This is a genomic window from Bradyrhizobium nivariense, assembly GCF_029846695.2.
Classification (GTDB): Bacteria; Pseudomonadota; Alphaproteobacteria; order Rhizobiales; family Xanthobacteraceae; genus Bradyrhizobium.
This window is the reverse complement of the sequence record NZ_JARWCR020000033.1, coordinates 40,104-59,325: the sequence shown is the minus strand read 5'-3', so window position 1 is coordinate 59,325 and position 19,222 is coordinate 40,104. Positions and strand designations below refer to the sequence as shown.

Sequence of the window (19,222 nt, the reverse complement as noted above, 5' to 3'; positions counted from 1 at the left end):
AGAAGATATCAGTTTTGTTGTTTCAAAAATCTACAGTCCCCGGTCGTTGTTCGATGGCATGGCGGCCGACAATTGGCTGCCGGCTCGGGCTGGACGTGCCCTTCCACAACCCCTGCATCTCAGCAGGCGTCGGCGGACGCGTACGGTTCATTGACCGAGCCGCGCCGTCAGTCAGAAGGTCAATTCTTTGCCGCAGATGGTCAACCAGCAGATCCGCGCCAGAGGCCAAGGTGTCACTATGCTCCCCGGGCACCTCAATTACTTCGAGTTGGGAGCTGAGCCGCCACGCCCGACCGTTGGAGCCGGCCGCGTAAAAACTCACAGGTGCCTCGAGCGGTGCAGGAAGATATCGCGCCATTGCGAGTGAATAAACGTCCCATAACACCGGGGGGATATCAACATCGGGATTGGACAAACCGTCATGCAGATTCCCGATCCGCAGCCGCTTCAGCAGCTTAGTAATTTTCTTGCTCGTTGACGCCTTGAGGAATATTTCCAGTTGGACCAACAGTTGATAAGTCCAGCGCAGATGGTAAGGCGAAACTAGCGGCCTCATCAGCCTGATGATCGCCCGCGCCACCGGACGGGCATTGATGGTCGGCGGGTCGACCATCGCAACCAGATCAACCTTGTGGCCGGCTGCCATCAGCAGGCGGGCTGCCTCGAACGCCACCACGGCGCCGTTGCATTTGCCGCCCAGGAGGAACGGGCCGCTCGCCTGCCGTTCCAGGATCAGCGGCAGGCGGTCGGCGGCCATCTCCTCGATCGACGGTGGAATCTGCTCCCCGCGAAGTCCGTGGGGATCGATGGAGATGATCGGGTAATCAGGCCCGAAAACCTCCGCCATCCGCCGCACAGTCAAGTGGCCGCTGATGAGGTCCCCATTGAAGAAGTACAGGGGAGGCCTATCGCCACGGGCATGGAACTGGAGGATTTCCTCTTTCGGTTGCTCCGAGACTGAAGGAGTATCGGCCACGCTGCGCATTCCGTCGATCACTTCCGCCAGTTCGGCCACAGTCGGGCGCTCGAACAGATTGCGAAGCTGCACGTCGACGCCGAAGGTCTTTCGCACGCGCGACACCGCCCGGATCACCAGGAGCGAGTGCCCACCCAAGTCGAAGAAGTTGTCGCGACGTCCGATCGACTTGATCTTCAAGAGATCGCACCACAGCGCGGCGAGCGTCTTCTCGGTCTCGGTGGAGGGGGCGGCGAAGTCTTGTGCAGGCTGGATGTTTTCTGCCGTCGGCTCGGGTAGCGAGGAGCGGTCGATCTTGCCGTTGGACGTGAGTGGCATCCGCTCGAGGCGAACAAAGTGCGTCGGAATCATGGACTCCAAGAGTTCTTCGGCGAGGTGGGCGCGCAGGTCCGTCACGGTCGGGGGTTTCGACGAGACATAGTAGGCGACAAGTCGTGCGATGCCGTCGTCGGCCGCTGGCGGTTCGACATAGCCGATTTGGGCCATTATTTGTGTCGCTGGTTTCGCCACCGAGGCGGCGATGGCAGCGACAGCGCATTCCTGAACGTGCGGGTGCCTGAGAAGCCGCGCTTCGATCTCGCCCAGCTCGATACGTGTGCCACCGACCTTCACCTGATGGTCGGCGCGGCCGAGAAATTCCAGGCGCCCTTGCGAGTTCCAGCGGGCGAGATCGCCCGTCTTATAAAGCCGCAGATTCGAAGACCCACCTCGGGGATCGGCGGCCGTGCGGAAGCGCTCGTCGGTCAGGTCCGGCCGATTGAAATAACCTCTCGCGAGACCGTCGCCGGCAATGAACATCTCTCCGATGATGGCGGGGCCGGTGGGGTGATATGCCTTGCTAAGGATGTAGATTCCCGCATTGGCGGCCGGAACGCCGATCGGCACCGATGCGGATTGATCCCGGTCAATGTCGAAACGGTGAATCATGCAGCCCACTGTGGCTTCGGTTGGCCCGTACTCGTTGTAGATCTCGATAGGATGGTGGATCGCTTTCGTGATATCGCGAGCCAACTCGGTCTTGAAATCTTCGCCACCCACGATGAACTTGCGCAGTCTTGTGGTCTCAAGATTGCGGTCGCGGATCATCGCGAGATGCGCAGGCGTCAGCTTCATGATATCGACGGCATTGTCGTCGATGACCTTCAGCACCACCATGCTCTGCACTCCGGGGTCACCAAGATAGACCACGATGCGGCCGCCGGTGATGAGGGGCGTGAAGAGCGTTGTGACGGTAAGGTCGAAGGCGAGGGATGAGAAAAGGGGCCATGTGAGACGTTCGCCGGAACTGTACACCCGAGCGGCCCACCAGATGTAGTTCACCAGGCTGCGGTGCTCGATCTCGACGCCCTTGGGAGTGCCGGTCGAGCCGGAGGTGAAGATGATATAGGCGGTGACGTCCGACGTGGCAGCGGACGGCCGGGCCGAGTCCGGCTGATTCGAAATCGAACCGAAATCGGCGTCGAGCACGAAGATGTCGGCAAGGTTCGAGGAAATGGCGGATTGCAGGCGCGCCTGAGTGATCGCCACCGGCGGCCGCCCGTCGGTCCCGTTGGAAATATCGTTCAGGATTGTTGCGATACGCCCCTTTGGCGTTGCCGCATCCAGCGGCACATAAGCTGCGCCTGACTTCAGGACGCCTAAGATCGCGACGACGACCTCAATAGAGTGCTCCATGAACACCACGGCAATCCGACCCGGCCCTACGCCGGTCGAGCTCAAATGCGTGGCCATCTGGTTGGAGCGTTCGTCGAGCTGCCGGTACGTCAGCGTTGCATCACCAAAGCGGATCGCTTCGGCATCAGGACTACGCGTCACCTGATCGCGGAAGAGATCGATGATCGTCCTGTCCGATGGGTAGGGCGCTGCCGTGGCGTTGTACTCGACAACCAGCGCCTGATGATCGGCGTCTTTCAGCAGGGCAAGCGCTAAGCCCTCCGCCGCGATAGGTAGGACTTCATTCATGAGATGGCTCCCATCGAGCAGAAAATCAAATCACATCACCGGACGATCATTCATTTCCGAACGACCACGCTCCCGATATATCCAGGTTTCGGTATGAAACTTCGGACAGCCCAATCCTTTTCATCCCAGGAAATGCGCTGTCCTAAGCCGCACCCCAGGGCCTTAGAGATAGCCTCCAGCCGGGTCCAGCGCCGGAGGAAGCCTTCCAGCCGGTCTTCCGGACCAAGGGCGGTGTAGGACGCATACTCGGAGGCGGAAAAGCAGAGCGCCGCGATCTCGTCCGCTTCGGGCACAGGGAGAACTGCCTCGATGTCCACCCCGACCTCTTGCTTGGTCGAGAGGGCCACGACCGCCACATCTGCGGATCGTGAGACGCTGAAGCGCAAATCGCGCGCAGGCATACGGTACGAAAGGTGGGGTTTGCCCAGCCGCCCATACTCTAGTTCGACCTCGGACGGCGAAATTCCCAGTTTGGAACCGAGGACCCGGCGCAACTGCCCACGGGTAGCAACAAAGCGGCGGCGGTCCTGCTCCAGTCTTAACCCCTGGGCGCGTCGACGTTCCTCTTCGTTGAGGCAAACGCCTATCCGCCGGATGATGTCCTGCTCCGCATCGAGCATGAATGCCAGGACCTCCAATCCATCGTTCTCGAAAACCGGCATTATGATCCCGGGTCTCAGCTCGACTGCTTTATTCAAAAGGCTCGAGAGGGCAGTGCTGGCGCCGCTAGCCCCGCATTCAAGCTCGTGATCGCCCGGCCGGTCCTGGCCACCAATGCCATATCGACGATTCCCCCACTCGCTCCGCTCGCGGGCCCTAATGCGAAAAGCCATCAAACCCTACTTTCTACGCCCAATTTTAATTCGGATCGCCACCAATAGATTGGGAACGGGTATTTGAGCGGATTGCTGATCGAAATTTTAGTCCCGCGCTGCAATGGCTCAATGGACCATCGTAATTACCCATTTGTTGCCAGTTCCCATCCAGTGACTGGGATTGCACAGGCGGCGGCGAACGGCGCGCCGTGCGCGGCTTCATCTTGAGGAGGCTGCTGCGGCAGAGCTCATCGCGCGCGCGAGCATGCTCCTCGACCAAGCGATGTAGGTGGGACGCGGATTGTGCTGGAGCGCGCCGTCCAGATTGGCAGCGCTCAGGCAGCCTTCTCGCTCGCAGAGACCTATGACCCCTGGTCGTTGCGGAATGGGGAAGTTACGGGACGCGCGGCGACGCAACCAACGGGCAGGATTCTATTGCGTAGGCTGCAGCAGCGGGAATCAAGAAGGCGAAAGAACGATACGAGGCGCGGCGTCGGCAAGCGAAGCCAAAGGAGGTAATCCCTCGGCGTCGTTGCACTCAGCTGTGGTGAGAAGTCAGCTGGAAACGTGAGGAGTCTGGCAAAGCTGCTGACACCGGTCGCATCGAGCTTCAGGCGGCCTGCGGCGAAGCCTCTTGCCGCAGTCGCGTCGCAGCATCTGCTACCGCGGTTGAGTTTTGAGAGCATAGACGGTGGATGCGCAGGAATAAGGCCGGTTGTGTAAACACAGGAACTGTCCAAGATGATTCTTTTGACTGGAGGCGCTGGCTATATCGGGTCCCATGTGTGCATTGCCTTGCTGGACGCTGGATTCGATGCCGTCGTAGTCGACAATCTCTCAAACAGCAACAAAGCCTCCCTTGAGCGGGTACAACTCATCTGCGGGCGGTCCCTCGCCTTTCGGCACGTCGACATTCTGGATGAAGAGGCCATCTACGAAACACTTTGCGCATACGAAGTAACTGCGGTTATCCATCTTGCGGGCCTGAAGGCGGTAGCGGAATCCAGCATTCGGCCAATGACCTATTATGAAAACAACCTGCTCGGAACCATGCGCCTCGTTTCGGCGATGAACAGGGCAACTGTAAAGACGCTCGTCTTTAGCTCGTCCGCCACTGTCTACGGTGTACCTACCTACCTGCCGCTCGATGAGCACCACCCTCTCGGACCGACAAACCCATACGGCCGTACCAAGTTCTTCATCGAGGAAATGCTGAAGGATCTCTATCGGTCCGACAATGATTGGCGGATTGGGATTCTCCGATATTTCAATCCGGTTGGCGCACATGAAAGCGGGCTGATCGGTGAAGACCCCAAGGGCGTTCCGAACAATCTGCTGCCATTTGTCGCGCAAGTGGCGATCGGAAAACGAGAGAAGCTGCAGATTTGGGGAAACGATTACGACACGCCGGATGGCACTGGGATCCGCGACTTCATTCACGTCGTTGATCTTGCGTCTGGTCATCTGAGTGTATTGAATAACCTGAAGCAGCCTGGACTCCTTACGGCGAACTTTGGAACGGGCAATGGCAGCAGCGTTCTGGACGTTGTTCGGACATTTGAAGCCGTGAGCGGCAGGTCGGTTCCATTTGAAATTGACAAACGCCGGGCCGGTGATGTCGCCGTCTGTTTTGCCGATCCTACGTTTGCGGAAAGGGAGTTGGGCTGGAAATCGGTGCGATCACTGGAGGAAATGTGCGCGGACCATTGGCGCTGGCAATGCAAGAATCCCGACGGCTATCGTGGTACGAACTCTGGAGGCCGATAGATCGTGCCGTGATTGTACGATATCCGGAGGCGCAAGTCGTCGACTGTGTCTGGCTATGGTGTCGCTGTAAGCCGAACGCCGGCCATCCTAGTGTGGGAAAAAGCGGCGTTGGCTCCTTTTGGCAGACGAGAGCCGTCTCAACACATCGATCCACGAATGTCGGCTGCCGGCACGAACTGCAATGCGCTGCCATCTCGCCAGCGAACGGAGGCGCGCAACGGAAATGCCGCGCCACCATTGTCAATATCCGAGACCGAGACCGCGAGCCCAGCGAGCACTGTCCGGTTGCTGATTCGAGCTCCTGGAAGATATGGTGAAGATGAACCTTCGTGGTCTCGTCGCAAATGTTCAGCCGACGCGCAATGTCCTTGTTCGAAGCTCCCACTTCCACGTCTTCTCGGTCTGGGGTTTCATAGATGTTTCTTCTGAGTACCGGCAACCGACGGTTCGTCGCGGAGCAGCTCTCTCTTCAGCTGCCGCTTCGCTTCAAAAAAACTCTTGGTCTCGCCCTTAGGCATCCCGGCTTGCTCCCACAGCCGATATGCGCGGCACTCGATGTCCTTCTGGGTTGGAAGACCTCGCATCTGCCTTACTCCTAATGAGCCAACGGCGGGCTTTGACCGTGAGATTGGCCGCCTCTGCTCGTATCGATGAGCCCGCTATCTCCTCAGGTATTCTTTGTTCATCGACTACAAGCATCTAACTGACGCCCGTCTTGTGGTCGCTGATGCGAACGAGCAGGCGCCAAGCGCATCAGGATCTGGTGAGGTCTGCTGCACAGGAGTTCGGGGAATCATTCGAGGGTGGCACCGGGCGTGTTGGGAATGGAGAAAACTGCTCGCGTTCCTCCGAGCTCGATCGGATCGCGCGGCAGACCGGCTCCAAGCACCCATGGGCCAGGCGGTCTACGACACCGCCTCGCCGCGGATGACCGTTGCTGGCGAAGATGGTGGAACACGGGCAATCCAGCCGAAATCCGATCCGAGAGTCCAGTGCGGAAGATAGGCAAGGTCGGTTTTCGCCTTGGCTGGAAACAGGACCTTCCGATAATACCCCTGCTGCGGGCGTGTCGGCGGGGTACATCCTGTTTTCGTGTCTAAACAGGACCTGGCACGAGCCAAACACGCCCGGCTTGTAGTCGAGCAGCTTTCGAAGCCGTCGCGAAAGCAATCGGAAAAGCTGAGAGACTCTGGCCGGGCCCCCACGAGAGACATATCGTCCCGCAAGACGTTCCAGAGCTGCGGCAGCTCGTCCAGCCGGTCGCGGCGAGGATTCGGGCGACGGCCGTCATACGTTCATCCTCCTGCAGCGTCATCAGGGAAGAGCCGTCGCTGCCGCAGCTCGGGCTGAACTTGCGAAACTTGTACATGCGAAACGGTTCGCCGCTTTGGCCCATGCGGCGCTGCGAGAACAGGAGTGGCGGTCCGCTCTCCAGACAAATGACAAACGCGACAACGACGGACACGGGTGAAAGTGATGCCATCGCGAGGCCGGCACAGAGTGGCGATCTGAGAGTGGAGAGTTGCCGCGCCGATGGCAGATCACGAACTGATTGAGATTCAGATTCGTCAGCACGTCGCCATTAGGAACGAGAAACGGCTCACGAGCTGGTCGCAGCAACGACAGTGGACCAATGGTTTCGAGCGGCTCCATCTCCTAGGTGTTGTTGATGCGCATGTCCCACCGATTGCCGTCCCCGCAGACGCTGCGAAGGAGGTGGCGCGGATATCCGGTCCTGACGTAGACCTCTCTGATCCCGTTCCGACTGAGCCATTTGAGGACGAGCTCAAGAACAGCACGCGCACCGATCGGCATAATGGCTTCGGCAGGTGTGGGCGTAAGCGTGTTCCTTCGCCGCATTGAATAACCCCCTTCATAAAACCCTCCGTATTGCTAGAGTCTGCAATCGATCAACTATGTACTTTCGCCTGCGCAAGTCTGATCTCAGCGCGCCGATCGGACCGGCGTTGGAAAGAACGTAAGCGCAATTGAGCGGACGCGTCTTCGTGCGTTTGCATGAGACGATCTGGGTATGAGGACATGATCCAGTGGACCCACTGCGATCGCAATCGAGTGTCGAATGATGAGCGCAGGTGGAGCTGCGCTGGTCGGCGCGTTCAAGCGCGAGAAATCCTGGCACGATCACTGCGCTGCGTAGACCTGGACGGTCGAGATATGCACGAAAAAAACGCCACAACAGCGTGGCCGCTGTGGCGTTTCGAGAAGATTGCGAACCGCGCGACGGTTGCCGTACCGCGGGATTAGTTCTTTATCGCTTGCCGAAGGCGCAGTTGCGATGAGCTGGTAGGCGCATGTAGAGGGATAATCGAGGGCAGGGTGTGTCCATTTGCGGCGTGCACCGGTGTCCCATTGTTCATTCCCCAGATCGCAGCCTGCGTCCGGTTCTGGACCCGGATCTTGCGCAGGATCGCCTTGACGTGAACTTTCACGGTCGCCTCAGCTATGTCGATCTTTCGGGCGATGGACTTGTTGGAATTGCCCTCGATCAAACAAGACAAGATCGCCTTCTCGCGTGGAGAAAGATGTGGCGCAGCCTGTTCCTCCGCGGCGAGCACGATGCCGTGCTCGACCTCTTCGGTTGGTGCTGCTTCGCGCTCAAGGGTTGGTGCTGCTTCGCGCTCAAGGATGCCGTCAAGCGCGAACGAAAGGAATGCCGGAGGAAAGACAGCCTCACCCATCGTCACGAGTTCAATGGATTTGATGAAGGCATCGCAAGAATTGACGTTCACGAAATAGCCACTCGCACCGGCCCGATAGGCCAAAACAAGTTCATCTGGGCGATAATGATCCGACACGACTGCGATTCGAGCATCAGGATAGTGAGCTTTTACGAAGTGTATCTGGTCCAATGCGAGATCGAAACTGTCGCCGTTGTGGATGATGAGAAACAGCAGTTGAGGTGCTTGGAGTTCGCTTGGTAGTTCATCAGCGCTCGAAGCAGAGAGCACGATCCGGAAATGTGCCGCATGTAGGATCCGCGAAATTCCCTCCCTGACCAAAATGTTTTTTCCAATAAGAATTGTTTCGTAAGATTGACGCCTCGGCATTCTACCCTCCTACGCTACGCAAAAACGACTGCGATGAAACATTGGGAATTCAAAACCATCAGCATTGAAGTCAAAACGATCTGCGCCGATCAGTCCGTCTGCCTCCTGACAGGCCGCTTAGTGATCGTCCTTGGTACACTACCCTTTCGTGCTACCCCGGCTGTGTGCTTCCAGCCTTTGCCATCATTTGGCAAGTTTCCGGCCTTAATTGTTTGTTAACGTTTTGGGACGTTAAATGCGAATTTTGCATTTCCATATATATCGTTCGTTGTAGGTGCACTCGCGGATCCGTCGGCTTCCGTGCCAGTATTTTCGCAATCTGCAGATGAGCCAACATCAGAATTCTTGCATACATTGAGTCGATCCCTGGAGCCGCGCGCCGGGCTGAACTGCTGTTGACTCAGGCAATCTCCGAGGGAGACGTGTAGCGGAATAGCCAGAGACAAAAGATAAGATCTTCGAGTTTGGGTTACGGGAAGTTCTCGTCGCGAATACGCGGTGTGACGAACCACCACCGGGATCTTACGGGCGAAGCGCCCCGGGACACTGATCGCTGGTCTGCGGTAAGGCATCGGCCGCGGTCGTTGGGCCGGAGAGCATACGGTGAATTCTATAGGTTAATTGGCGTGAGCGTGTTGCGGGGTGGGGTCGACATTTCTTGCAGTCTCCCAAATGTGTCGAGCCATACCGATATGGAAGTGAAACAAAGCCAGGTGAGTGAGCGTTGAGATCGGGGTCTACTGGTTGAGGAGCCCAATGAGTTGCACAAGGGTAGTGGTCGCAGACCGGCATCCGGTGGTCTTGCGAGGTCTGAGCAGCGTGCTCGGTGCGGAGGGCGACTTCAAGATTGTTGCATCTTGTGGTGATGCGGCAAGTTGTATGCAGGCGATCGAGAGGCTTGCGCCCGATATCGTGATTCTCGATTCAACAATGCCCGAGCTGATCGCGCTTAACTTGTCTGCCCTCAATTCAGCCGATTGCTCGATCCGCTTGGTGTTTTTCATCTCTTCAGAAGACTACGAGCTCGTCTTGCCGGACGCGTTCGACGGCTGCAGCGTGCTCTTGAAGGAGATCTTGCCGGAAGCGCTGGTGCGATCTTTGCGGCAAATCGCGAGCGGTGAGAGAATCGTGCCGCAGTCCTCAATTGATCAGGTTATGCCAGCGGGGCATGGGGTGAATTCAGACAATGCGCTGGCCGTGCTGACGGACCGAGAGCGACAGATCATGCGCTTGGTTTCGGAAGGACTATCAAACAAGCAAATTGGACGCCGCTTGAACATTGCCGACGGCACAATCAAAGTCCATCTTCACCACATCTTCCAGAAGCTGGAGATCAGCAATCGGACAGCGCTCGCGGCCTTGGCCATTTCGCAGAATGATCGGGGCGCTCCGGTCAAGTCGACGGAATGACTGAGCGGAGAGCTCTGCCGAGGCCAACTGACGTTCCCATCGGGATTAATCCGACGCTCGCGGGGTTCTATCAGCAGGTGCTTGCTGCAGGCTATTGCTCTACCGAAAAGTGAAGGACAAACAGTGGCAGACTGGTCATCTCAGGCCTGTCGCTCACCTCGATCCGCCAAGACGGATGGTCCTGAAATGTCCCGACGACGTCACTTCGCAGGATCTCGCGGCTCAAGTCAATGGCCGCTATCCGGGCGGCGTCGATGTCGGGGAGATTCAAGCCAAGGTCGTCGGGTATTGAACCGCCGTCGACGTCGTGAACGTGGAAGAAATAGCGAGGCATTGGCGTTTCCGGAAAACGAGTGCACTCCCGGGACAAAACCAAGCGGACGTAGCAGTAGCGTCCCCGAGTGGACCTTCGACGAGCTGCCATTCCAGGTCCATGATCATTGTTGAGTACCTCAACGTCGAACCGGATTCTCGTGGTTGACATGGACTATTGCTTCTTGCGGTCTAGAGTCACGTTGCGCCGCAATTGCCCAATTCGGCGTGTTCGGCGGCCCCGGCTTCCCTGCAAATCAGCCCCCCGCCGGGGCCGCGATCTCTTCGCATCGAAGGCATAGCGACGGCGGAGGCTTGCCTGCTGATTCACTTGCACGCGTTCGCCCCGGCTCCCGGCAGCTATTGAACCGCCTCGCGTAAGGCACCTGGAAGCACGGCTCAGATCCAGATCACGCATTCACCCGCCGCAATCGCATTCACGACATTGATCTGTGCCGCAGCGGATCTCCTCGAAAAGAGGAGGGCGCTTTCTGCATTCGCTCGCTCAAGCGGAGTACCCCGCGTTTGTTGCTGCAATTCTCCGGATTCGAGCGCCCCAATTCGCACCAACCGGCGATGATGATCATCGCGCGCGTGCATTTGGTGATTGTCGGCAAGGCGAGAGATCTGACGGATGTGCGGAATTATCGGCATACTAGGACAAACTGCGGTATCGGGGCGATTGATCGATGCCCTCAGGCGGCTCGAATATCGTGGTTACGACTCGACAGGGGTGGCCACCCTCGATGATGGTCATCTCGAGCGCCGGCGTGCCGAAGGCAAGCTCAAGAACCTGGAGGTGCGGTTGCGCGACGAGCCGCTGGGTGGGGACGTCGGAATCGGTCACACGCGCTGGGCGACGCACGGCAAGCCGACAGAGTGCAATGCGCATCCACACGCGACCGAGCGCGTCGCGGTGGTCCATAACGGCATCATCGAGAACTTTCGGAAATTGCGGCAGGGGCTCGAAGCGAAGGGCGCGAGATTCGCGAGCGAAACGGATAGTGAAGTCGTAGCACACCTCGTTCATTCCTACCTGCTAATGGGCTATTCGCCTCAGGAAGCCGTCAAGGCGTCGTTGCCGCAGCTACGCGGCGCCTTTGCGCTGGTGTTTCTCTTCAAGGGATATCGCGATCTTCTGATCGGGGCGCGCAAGGGTTCGCCACTGGCGGTGGGCTATGGCAACGGCGAGACCTATCTCGGTTCTGATGCAATTGCCCTCGCTCCGTTTGCCAAGGGCATCAGCTACCTGGAAGACGGTGACTGGGTGGTGCTGTCACGCGAGAGAGGAGTGATCCGGGACACCAATGGCGCGGTCGTCATGCGCGAGGTGCTCCAATCGGGTGGGGCGTCGTTCGTCGCCGACAAGGCCAACCATCGCCATTTCATGGCCAAGGAGATTTGCGAGCAGCCGGACGTAGTGGGCCGCACACTCGCCCACTATGTGGATATGAAAGCCGAGCGGGTGGCGCTGCCGATCAAGCTACCGTTCGATTTCAGCGACGTCGGGCGTGTTACGATCACGGCCTGCGGCACCGCAAGTTATGCGGGCGCTATCGCGAAGTACTGGTTCGAACGGCTGGCACATATCCCCGTCGATGTCGATATCGCCTCCGAATTCCGCTATCGCGAAGCGCCGCTCCGTAGAGGCGACCTCGCGGTCTTCATCTCGCAATCGGGCGAAACCGCCGACACGCTGGCAGCACTTCGCTACGCCAAGGAGATGGGGGTTCACACCGTCTCTGTTGTGAACGTTCCGACCTCCACGATTGCGCGTGAAAGTGAAACGGTGCTGCCGACCCTGGCCGGCCCGGAAATCGGCGTTGCCTCCACGAAAGCCTTCACCTGTCAGTTGATGGCGCTCGCCGCCCTCGCGGTCGCTGCGGGAACAGCGCGTGGCGAGATCTCCGTGAGCGAAGAGCGAAAGCTCGTGAGGGGGCTGATTGAAGTTCCGCGTTTGATGGCCGCCGCCCTTGTCAGCGGGCCGCAGATCGAGAAGCTGGCTCGCTATGTCGCAAAATCGCGTGACGTCCTTTATTTGGGGCGCGGCACCAGCTATCCGCTTGCGTTAGAAGGCGCGCTGAAGCTGAAGGAAATCTCCTATATTCACGCCGAGGGTTATGCCGCAGGCGAACTCAAGCATGGCCCGATCGCTCTGATCGATGAGAACATGCCTGTCGTGGTCATCGCGCCTTTCGACGGAGTGTTCGAAAAAACCGTGTCGAACATGCAAGAGGTCGTAGCGCGCGGCGGCAAGATCATTCTGATCACGGATGCCAAAGGTGCGGCGGAAGCAGGCGTTGAGCCCGTAGCTACGGTATTGCTGCCTGACATGGCGTCGACCTTCGCGCCGATAGTCTACGCCGTTCCGATCCAGTTGCTCGCTTATCATACGGCAGTCATCATGGGCACCGATGTGGACCAGCCGCGCAATCTCGCCAAATCGGTTACGGTCGAATAGAGGCGAATGCCGTGGCAGGATATGGTCGCTCGGCATCCACGGGTGCGGTCATCAAGGATCCGCTCGGAAGCATTATCGGCCATGCGGCTGCCCTCCTCCAGGTCGGAGACGACGGAGATGACCCATTTGGTGCAACGAATTTGCGGGGAGCAAACGCTCCGATTTTCCTGAAGGAGTACCCCTTATGGGACGGCAGAATGGTCTGTCGTGGTGCTTTGAATTCTCGCCGCATGTCGTGCAATATCAAAGAGTCCGCAGGTGATCGCGTTACGGCCGGCAGCCGACAAGATTCTGTGTACGGGTCCGGTATGCGTGTGAGCGTGCCGGGGAGAGCGCCCCATCGCAAAGCTCGGCTAATCGTCGCGGGCTTAAGTGAATGGTGGCGCGGTCAGCCGGATTCGCCGCGATAACAAGAGTGTCAAACGCAGTACAAATTCGGATAGAGGGAGCATCAACGTAAGCTATTCCTCAAATATCCAGACATTGTTCTCCAGACCCTCAACGACCAGCGTCCCCCCGCTCAACGGCCGTGCCGTTGGGCCGAACTAGGGGTCGAGGATTGAATGGACGAACCCGACCGAGGGATCGCCAACCCTGCAGTCGGTCACGGCTTCTTCTCGCCGTTATCGCCGACCAGCGGCCTCTATGATCCACGCCCGTATACGACAGCGGTGAGGACGATGATGCTTGCAGTTGGGAGGTCCGTGTGCGCTTCGTCGATCTCGCGCCAAGCGCGGCCGGCCCGCGCTCCGAAGTCGTCCTGCACCAGATAAACGTGGCGTCGGTCGGCGCGATCGAGGGCGAGCAACGCATACGCCAGACAGTGCAGATCAAATCGCGATGGCAAGCTGATCGTTCGTCCCAGAAGACCACTGTCAATTCGCCTGCCGTTCTTGTCGATCTCGACCTTGAAGCCAGCGGGCATGCGCGGCGTCTCGCCCTCCGCGGAGATTGCACCTCGGGCAGGGCGCGCCGGCACCGCGGCAGGGACGCGCTCGCGGGCCATCCCACGGCCGATCCAGATGGTTCTCCCCAGTCGGTGCCGTCGCAGCCGCTGCAGGTCACGAGCGAGAGCGAGTTCTCGCCGGAGAGACGGCCCGGTTGTGGGCTCTTGGGGAGGTAGACCGGGGCTGCTCCGGCAACCATCGGCGGCGAGGGCCGGCAGACCTTAACCTTCGACCAAGTTCCACGTTCCTCTAAGGGGCTAACCGCTGCATAATTGTCCGATTTAGCTTGTCATTTTTCAATGAGTCTTTGCCATGGCGAACGGCGTTGAAGATCTTCAGATGCTGCGGTTGATCAGGGCATTTCTGAAGCTGACTGACCAGGGCACACGGCGCACGGTGGTCTTGTACGTCGAGGAGCAGGTTCAGAAGCAGCAAGCCGAGGCAACTGTTGAACGCTCCACCAGGTCGTCGCCCGACACCGGCAGCAGCATAACCGTAGATTCATAGTCATCGACCGGCAGACAAGCGAAGCTAAGGCATATTGCGTCTCGGTGGGAAAACCCAATGCGCCCTGCATTTGCATTATGTAGGTCTCTGCGCGTCGCCAGCGGCTGGATGTCCGTGATGTTGAAGCCGGGCTACCCAGATTCATCGATGCGGACGTCGCCCTTGTCGTGAGGATCGTTTCCCTTCGGCTCTTGCAAGAATTTAGGCATGCGTCCACGCGCTTCACGATCACGCGGAGCGGGGCGCTCGGGCGGATCGCGGCCAAGCTTGGATTGAAGTTCGACGAGGTCGGTGAAGACGTCGGCCAGGCGGCGAAGCTCAGCGATGGTGGAGATCACGGTGACTCGCACGCCGCGGCGCTGGACGGCCTCGACCAGGCAGCGGAAGTCGAAGTGACCCGATAACAGCCTCATCTGGTCGATGAGCTCGGCCAGCTCCACGGCGTCCACGGCAAGCTCGATGTCCATGTTGCCCTTCACCTTGAGCCGGCCGGAGGGGTCGACAAACTGTTTAGTCGCCTTAATGACGACGGTGTGGTCGTTGTGCTGTGGTCCAACCAATCGATCAGTGGACGGATCGAGGATTATTCCTGGTCCTCGATGACTGCGGTGTAGTAAAACGCCCGAAACAGCTCCCCTATCTGAAACTCCTTCAGCAGTCGCTTGTAATCGATGTCGAAGCCGAGAGCTTCGCCGTCGCATAGAGATTGGCCCCATCAATGAAGAGCGCAACCTTGTTGGTAGGAGCGGTTGGCATGACTTGCGGGCTTTGTGGCGAGTTTAGGTGGTCGTTTGGAGTAAGCGTCCTGTGAGCGATGCGGATTTACCTCTCTTTGGCAGTTCGATCACGCGGCGTGGTCGTGCCTGGCGTTGGTGTGTCTCGGGCGAAGCCGTAGGACTGTCTTGCAGAGTACGGAGCGCAGCCGACCAGCGGCACAGTATATGGCTGCGCTTGCTACTTCAGGATCCGCCTTTACGCGCGAGAATCAGATCCGATTGAATTCGGCCGCTTGGTGCTTCAGCGACACCTTCGCCTTGAAGCCAGTCTCCAGCCACGTCATAGCCTGCGTGTGGCCACGGCGGTCCGGTTTAAGGTGTGAGCAGGACTTAGGCACATCTGCGACAGATCTTGGATGGTCGGCGATGGTACGAGCAAGCTGTCGATACGGCGGCGTTGCATGAGATTGGCGCGGACCAGCCTTGCGAAGACGAGCGGGCTTTGAATGGTTTGCTGCGTAGCCTGAGCAAGGCGCAACAGCAGCAACGCGATCAGGGCGACGGCAATCTGGATGCGCACGGCATTCTCGGAAGTGCCGACGAAGCGGGTGATTTTGAGGGTCTGCTTGCCCCCGCGGAATAACAACTCGATGGCCCAGCACGGCGGTAAAAATCGGCGATGTCCTCGGCGCTGAATCGAGATCGTTCGACAGCAGGCGCAGGACCTTTCCGGTCTCGATGGTGATGCGCACCTCGCGTACGGCATCCTGCATCGGGTTTCGATGGCATCCCGCCTGGCGTGCCGGAAGAAAGCCGATGCGATCGGACAGGATGTTGCTGCCCGGGGCGACCGGCAACTCCTTGACCACATCAAGCCGGGTGTTGGATTTGAACCGGCTGACAATGCGGCAGCCGGCGGCATCAAGCTCGGCCCACCAGGCATAATCGTAATAGCCGAGATCGAAGACATAGGTCGCGCCCGGCACGATCGGCATCTGATGGGCTGCGGTGATGTCGTTGACATTGGCGGCACTGACCGCGGCATAGATCGGACGATCGGCGTCGGCATCGTAGATCATGTGCACTTTGGCACCGCAGACCCCGGACGAGAACCGCGCCCAGCCGCCGGAGCTGTGCTCGTTCAACCGCACACTCGTGGAATCAATCAGATAGGTCGTCTCGGCGAGCTTGCGGCGCAGCCCGCGATGGGCCTGCTTCATCATCACTTCCAGCAGTTCGTTGAACACCGCAACAGGCCGCTTGGCGTTGGCATCCGACATCGTCGACCGGCGGACCGGATCATCCGCGCTCAGATGATAGAGCCGGGCCGCGTGGCTCGAAAGTCCGGTCACGACCTCGCGCAAACCCGACGCGCCCGACAGTTGGCCGTAGAGCAGCGCTACAAACTGGGCCTTGGTCGAGAGCCGACGCACCCGCGCGTCGGCATCATGATCTTCCACAAGTGCTTCGAACCGATGCCACGGCACAAGCTTCAGGAGATCGCGAAATACTGTATTGTGGTGCGGCATGGCGCTGATCTCCATTCGTGTCCCGGAACGCTTGCAGACGTCCAGGATCGAGTAGAATCAACGCCATCCGCTTCGTCCAATGAATTTAAACCGGACAGCCGTGGCGTGTGGCCGGCTTTGCGTGAGCTTTCATTGCCCCACCACGCACTGAACTTGTAGGCAGAAGGGGGCAGCGACCTTCCGAGTAACACTTCGATTTCAGAGAATGTGAGCCGAACGGTGCGCCCGGTACGCTCTCCAGCTTTCTTCGCAAGGGATCGTAAACGGACATAACGCCCGCAATCGTCAAGGTTTGTCGACGCGACTGGTCGAGGTGTGGAAGTTGCGTGCGGCGAGCTCTAGCTCGAGATCGGTAATGCGTTCGAAGATGCGAGCAGCAATTGTCTCTGATTCATCGTTGGTCAGTGATCGAATGCCTCGCAATGCAAGTTCGTCTCTAAGGACCTTCGCCTCAATGAACTTGATGGCCATTGGATCAGTAATCCTAAAGCCACGGTCCAACCGCAATCAGAGGGCGAGCGCAGGAGGGCGTTGTGAATTCAGTGATGAAGGTCGCTGATCTGAGAGCTGCAGTTTAGAGGTCAAATCGACCAATGTTGCCGCTGCGCGCAGCAAACGCATTCAATCATTGTCTCACGGTGTAGACATCGCGGCCATCCAGTCGATACACCATGGTCGCGAGCAGAGGCCTTCAAGTGAAGGACGAGATCGTTAATGCGCTTTTTGATCGATGTCTCTGAGTAGTGCATGAAGGAAATCGCTGGCGTGTTTATAGCGTGCACTGCCATCGGCGATCTGCCGGGTGCGCGGAACTAGCATGCTACCGACGATTTCGGGGTCGAGCACCTGAGTGCGATCCGACCATAGCTGGAGTAGATAGTCGGGTATGTCCTTGGTCGAAGCGAAAAGATTCAATAGGCGGTGTTCACCGTCGTGCTCGTGGTGAGTTCTTGCTGCATAAAAAGCAAACGAGCCTCGAAAGGCGTCACGGGAAATGGCAGGTGTTGCCATCGCAATCCCCACTGAAAATCGAGCGAATATACTTCGGGAAATATGGAGCTTCAGCGAAATAAAAGCTGGTGAAGTTAACGCGGCTTGGGTCAGCAGAACTGACGTTGACAAGGTACCGGTGATCCGTGGCAAGGCTCAAGGAATTGAGCAGCGCCGCGCAGGGGCAGGACAAACTGAAGGTCGAAACGTCCTGTGGCGTTGACAGCGATGAAGTCCTGCAGTGCCGGTGTGACCTCGGCGTCCATATCGACTGCGCACTGAGCCAAGGCATCGGCGACCTCGGATGTGCCGAGGGGGTTACCGCGTCGTGCCCACCAATGCGACCGCTCCAAGCGACTTAAACCAAGCGGCTGTCTGGTCCGCATGATTGGTTACGGTGCGCTTCGCTTGAGACCGAACTGACCAAAATCTCCAGTTTCGATTGCTCTTCGTTTAAACGCCTTTCAACAAACTGGCGTTCGAACTCTGTCAGGCTGGTCTGCAATAACTGGTGATAGCGCTGAATATTGTTGCGATGTGCGCGCGCCAACTGGTCGTCAATCATCGTCGTCTTCCCTTGACGGCTACCTACATCATTACTTTTGCTTCACGGGGCGACCCCGAGGCAACATTCCAAGACGTCTTGGAGTGGAATATCATCGCTCCGCGACGTCGGCATTCCCTGGCCGGTCCTTTAAAATCCGACTTTCTAATTCTGTCGAACTTCGGTGACAGAAGCAAGAGCACGTAAAAGGGGTGACTCGTGAGCTGTTTCTTGCGAGCTGTGAACCATTTCACGGTCGCAGCGGGCGCCGACTGCTTTTGGTTTGGCATCGCCAGAACCAAATTATTTGCTTGGAAATGCCCCCCGGCGCGCAAACGCTGGGGGTTTTTGCTTCTGCGAGAAACTGACTGCGCCAGCTGGCCTTTTCAAGAGTCGCTCTTGATGACGGGGAGTCCCCGTTGCGTGTTTGCGTGCAAACGGTCGGGATTCGTCATGCTAGAGGTAATCCTCAATTGCCCGGGATCGGGGCGGCAGCGCGTCCTCTGATCGCGTTCTGGGGGCTCCGATCGCGGGCATACGACGCCCAATGCAGCGGTACTACTTGTCTCCGGAGAAGGGATGCTGGTCTCGCTCGGGATCAACGTGTTGCTGCTGGTCGTACTGCTCAGTCGCATGATCAATACGAACTTCCAATACTTGGTCGATCTGATAGGGCGCACGCCAAGGTGGCCGAAGAGGGCGTGCGCTCACGCACGGCCGAACAAACCGCCCAGGCCTTCGCCGAGCGCTTCGACACGGCTCTGAATAACATGTCTCAGGAGCTCGGCTTCTTCGACGGCGAACAGCGATTGATCGTCTGCAATCGGCATTATCTCGAGATCTATGGTCTCGATCCGAAGATCGTCCATGAGCTTGAATCAAATCGTTGAGCTGGATATTCCGCGCGCAGCGCGCCCAATATGACGCGGCAGGAATACTTGACGTGGCGCAACAGCGCGCGTGTCATCGGGCAAGAGTCTGACACGACCGTCGAACTTACAAATGGTCGTTTTGTGCGGATCCGGCACCGGTCCATGGAGAGCAACGGCTGGGATCCAAAAATGCGCGCCCCGGCGACGGGTCGGGCCTACCAGACGCCGCCGCCGCGCCGCAAGGCGCGAGAGGCGGCGAAGCCATGAGCTGGTGGTTCTAAGTGCCCCGTGACACCGACACCCGATTTGACATGTGCCGCCCGCCTGCTGGCGACGTTGACTTAGA

The 19,222-nt window shown here is 58.5% G+C and carries 14 protein-coding genes and 5 pseudogenes; 5 read left to right on the top strand and 14 right to left on the bottom strand.

Features of this window, described 5'->3' with window-relative positions; translation table 11 throughout:
- Positions 1-22 precede the first annotated feature (22 nt).
- Both QCM77_RS25125 and QCM77_RS25120 read right to left on the bottom strand, forming a co-directional pair.
- Positions 23-2,938 (bottom strand): non-ribosomal peptide synthetase, encoded by a 2,916-nt coding sequence (locus tag QCM77_RS25125; protein WP_279685306.1) that lies wholly within the window; start codon positions 2,936-2,938, stop codon positions 23-25.
- 50 nt (positions 2,939-2,988) lie between these two features.
- Positions 2,989-3,600 (bottom strand): 4'-phosphopantetheinyl transferase family protein, encoded by a 612-nt coding sequence (locus tag QCM77_RS25120; RefSeq protein WP_279685305.1) that lies wholly within the window; start codon positions 3,598-3,600, stop codon positions 2,989-2,991.
- Positions 3,601-4,494: 894 nt separating this feature from the next.
- Between QCM77_RS25120 and galE the strand changes: the two genes are divergently transcribed.
- Complete coding sequence (galE, locus tag QCM77_RS25115; protein ID WP_279685304.1) at positions 4,495-5,520, top strand: UDP-glucose 4-epimerase GalE; 1,026 nt, start codon at positions 4,495-4,497, stop codon at positions 5,518-5,520.
- A gap of 334 nt (positions 5,521-5,854) precedes the next feature.
- Here galE and QCM77_RS25110 read toward each other — a convergent pair.
- The 4 genes and pseudogenes from QCM77_RS25110 to QCM77_RS25095 all read right to left on the bottom strand — a co-directional run.
- Positions 5,855-5,905, bottom strand: a pseudogene (locus tag QCM77_RS25110) (hypothetical protein); the annotation flags it as partial.
- Between the two features lie 25 nt (positions 5,906-5,930).
- Positions 5,931-6,104 (bottom strand): DUF2934 domain-containing protein, encoded by a 174-nt coding sequence (locus tag QCM77_RS25105; protein ID WP_279685303.1) that lies wholly within the window; start codon positions 6,102-6,104, stop codon positions 5,931-5,933.
- A 321-nt stretch (positions 6,105-6,425) separates the two neighbouring features.
- A pseudogene (locus QCM77_RS25100) lies at positions 6,426-7,003 on the bottom strand (sugar transferase).
- 778 nt (positions 7,004-7,781) lie between these two features.
- Positions 7,782-8,588: a LuxR C-terminal-related transcriptional regulator gene (locus tag QCM77_RS25095; protein ID WP_279685301.1), complete on the bottom strand. Its 807-nt coding sequence runs from the start codon at positions 8,586-8,588 to the stop codon at positions 7,782-7,784.
- Between the two features lie 774 nt (positions 8,589-9,362).
- Here QCM77_RS25095 and QCM77_RS25090 point away from each other — a divergent pair.
- Complete coding sequence (locus QCM77_RS25090; protein ID WP_511337210.1) at positions 9,363-9,998, top strand: LuxR C-terminal-related transcriptional regulator; 636 nt, start codon at positions 9,363-9,365, stop codon at positions 9,996-9,998.
- Between the two features lie 91 nt (positions 9,999-10,089).
- Here QCM77_RS25090 and QCM77_RS25085 read toward each other — a convergent pair whose 3' ends face one another.
- Entirely contained in the window at positions 10,090-10,332 is a 243-nt protein-coding gene (locus QCM77_RS25085; RefSeq protein WP_279685299.1) for a DUF6894 family protein, read from the bottom strand.
- Positions 10,333-10,944: 612 nt separating this feature from the next.
- Between QCM77_RS25085 and glmS the strand changes: the two genes are divergently transcribed.
- Positions 10,945-12,771, top strand: coding sequence for a glutamine--fructose-6-phosphate transaminase (isomerizing) (gene glmS, locus QCM77_RS25080; RefSeq protein ID WP_279685298.1), 1,827 nt, complete (start codon positions 10,945-10,947; stop codon positions 12,769-12,771).
- 643 nt (positions 12,772-13,414) lie between these two features.
- Here the strand turns inward: glmS and QCM77_RS25075 are convergent.
- A complete protein-coding gene (locus QCM77_RS25075) occupies positions 13,415-13,696 on the bottom strand; it encodes a hypothetical protein (protein WP_279685296.1) in 282 nt (93 codons plus the stop codon).
- A gap of 334 nt (positions 13,697-14,030) precedes the next feature.
- On the opposite strand from QCM77_RS25075, the gene QCM77_RS25070 reads away from it, so the two are divergent.
- On the top strand, positions 14,031-14,225 hold the full coding sequence (locus tag QCM77_RS25070; RefSeq protein WP_279685294.1) for a hypothetical protein: 195 nt from the start codon (positions 14,031-14,033) through the stop codon (positions 14,223-14,225).
- A gap of 131 nt (positions 14,226-14,356) precedes the next feature.
- On the opposite strand, the pseudogene QCM77_RS25065 reads toward QCM77_RS25070, so the two are convergent.
- The 6 genes and pseudogenes from QCM77_RS25065 to QCM77_RS25040 form a co-directional block, all read right to left on the bottom strand.
- Positions 14,357-14,981 (bottom strand): annotated as a pseudogene (locus tag QCM77_RS25065) (LabA-like NYN domain-containing protein).
- A gap of 300 nt (positions 14,982-15,281) precedes the next feature.
- Positions 15,282-16,470: pseudogene (locus QCM77_RS25060) on the bottom strand (IS4 family transposase).
- Positions 16,434-16,688 (bottom strand): annotated as a pseudogene (locus QCM77_RS25055) (DUF7662 domain-containing protein); the annotation flags it as partial. The pseudogenes QCM77_RS25055 and QCM77_RS25060, both read right to left, overlap by 37 nt.
- A 67-nt stretch (positions 16,689-16,755) precedes the next feature.
- A complete protein-coding gene (locus QCM77_RS25050) occupies positions 16,756-16,941 on the bottom strand; it encodes a hypothetical protein (protein ID WP_279685293.1) in 186 nt (61 codons plus the stop codon).
- A 240-nt stretch (positions 16,942-17,181) separates the two neighbouring features.
- Positions 17,182-17,481 (bottom strand): hypothetical protein, encoded by a 300-nt coding sequence (locus tag QCM77_RS25045; RefSeq protein WP_279685292.1) that lies wholly within the window; start codon positions 17,479-17,481, stop codon positions 17,182-17,184.
- Between the two features lie 337 nt (positions 17,482-17,818).
- A complete protein-coding gene (locus tag QCM77_RS25040) occupies positions 17,819-18,025 on the bottom strand; it encodes a hypothetical protein (protein ID WP_279685291.1) in 207 nt (68 codons plus the stop codon).
- Positions 18,026-18,690: 665 nt separating this feature from the next.
- On the opposite strand from QCM77_RS25040, the gene QCM77_RS25035 reads away from it, so the two are divergent.
- Positions 18,691-18,894 carry a PAS-domain containing protein gene (locus QCM77_RS25035; protein ID WP_279685290.1) on the top strand — a complete coding sequence of 68 codons (204 nt, stop codon included), beginning with the start codon at positions 18,691-18,693 and terminating at the stop codon, positions 18,892-18,894.
- The last annotated feature ends 328 nt before the right edge of the window (positions 18,895-19,222 follow it).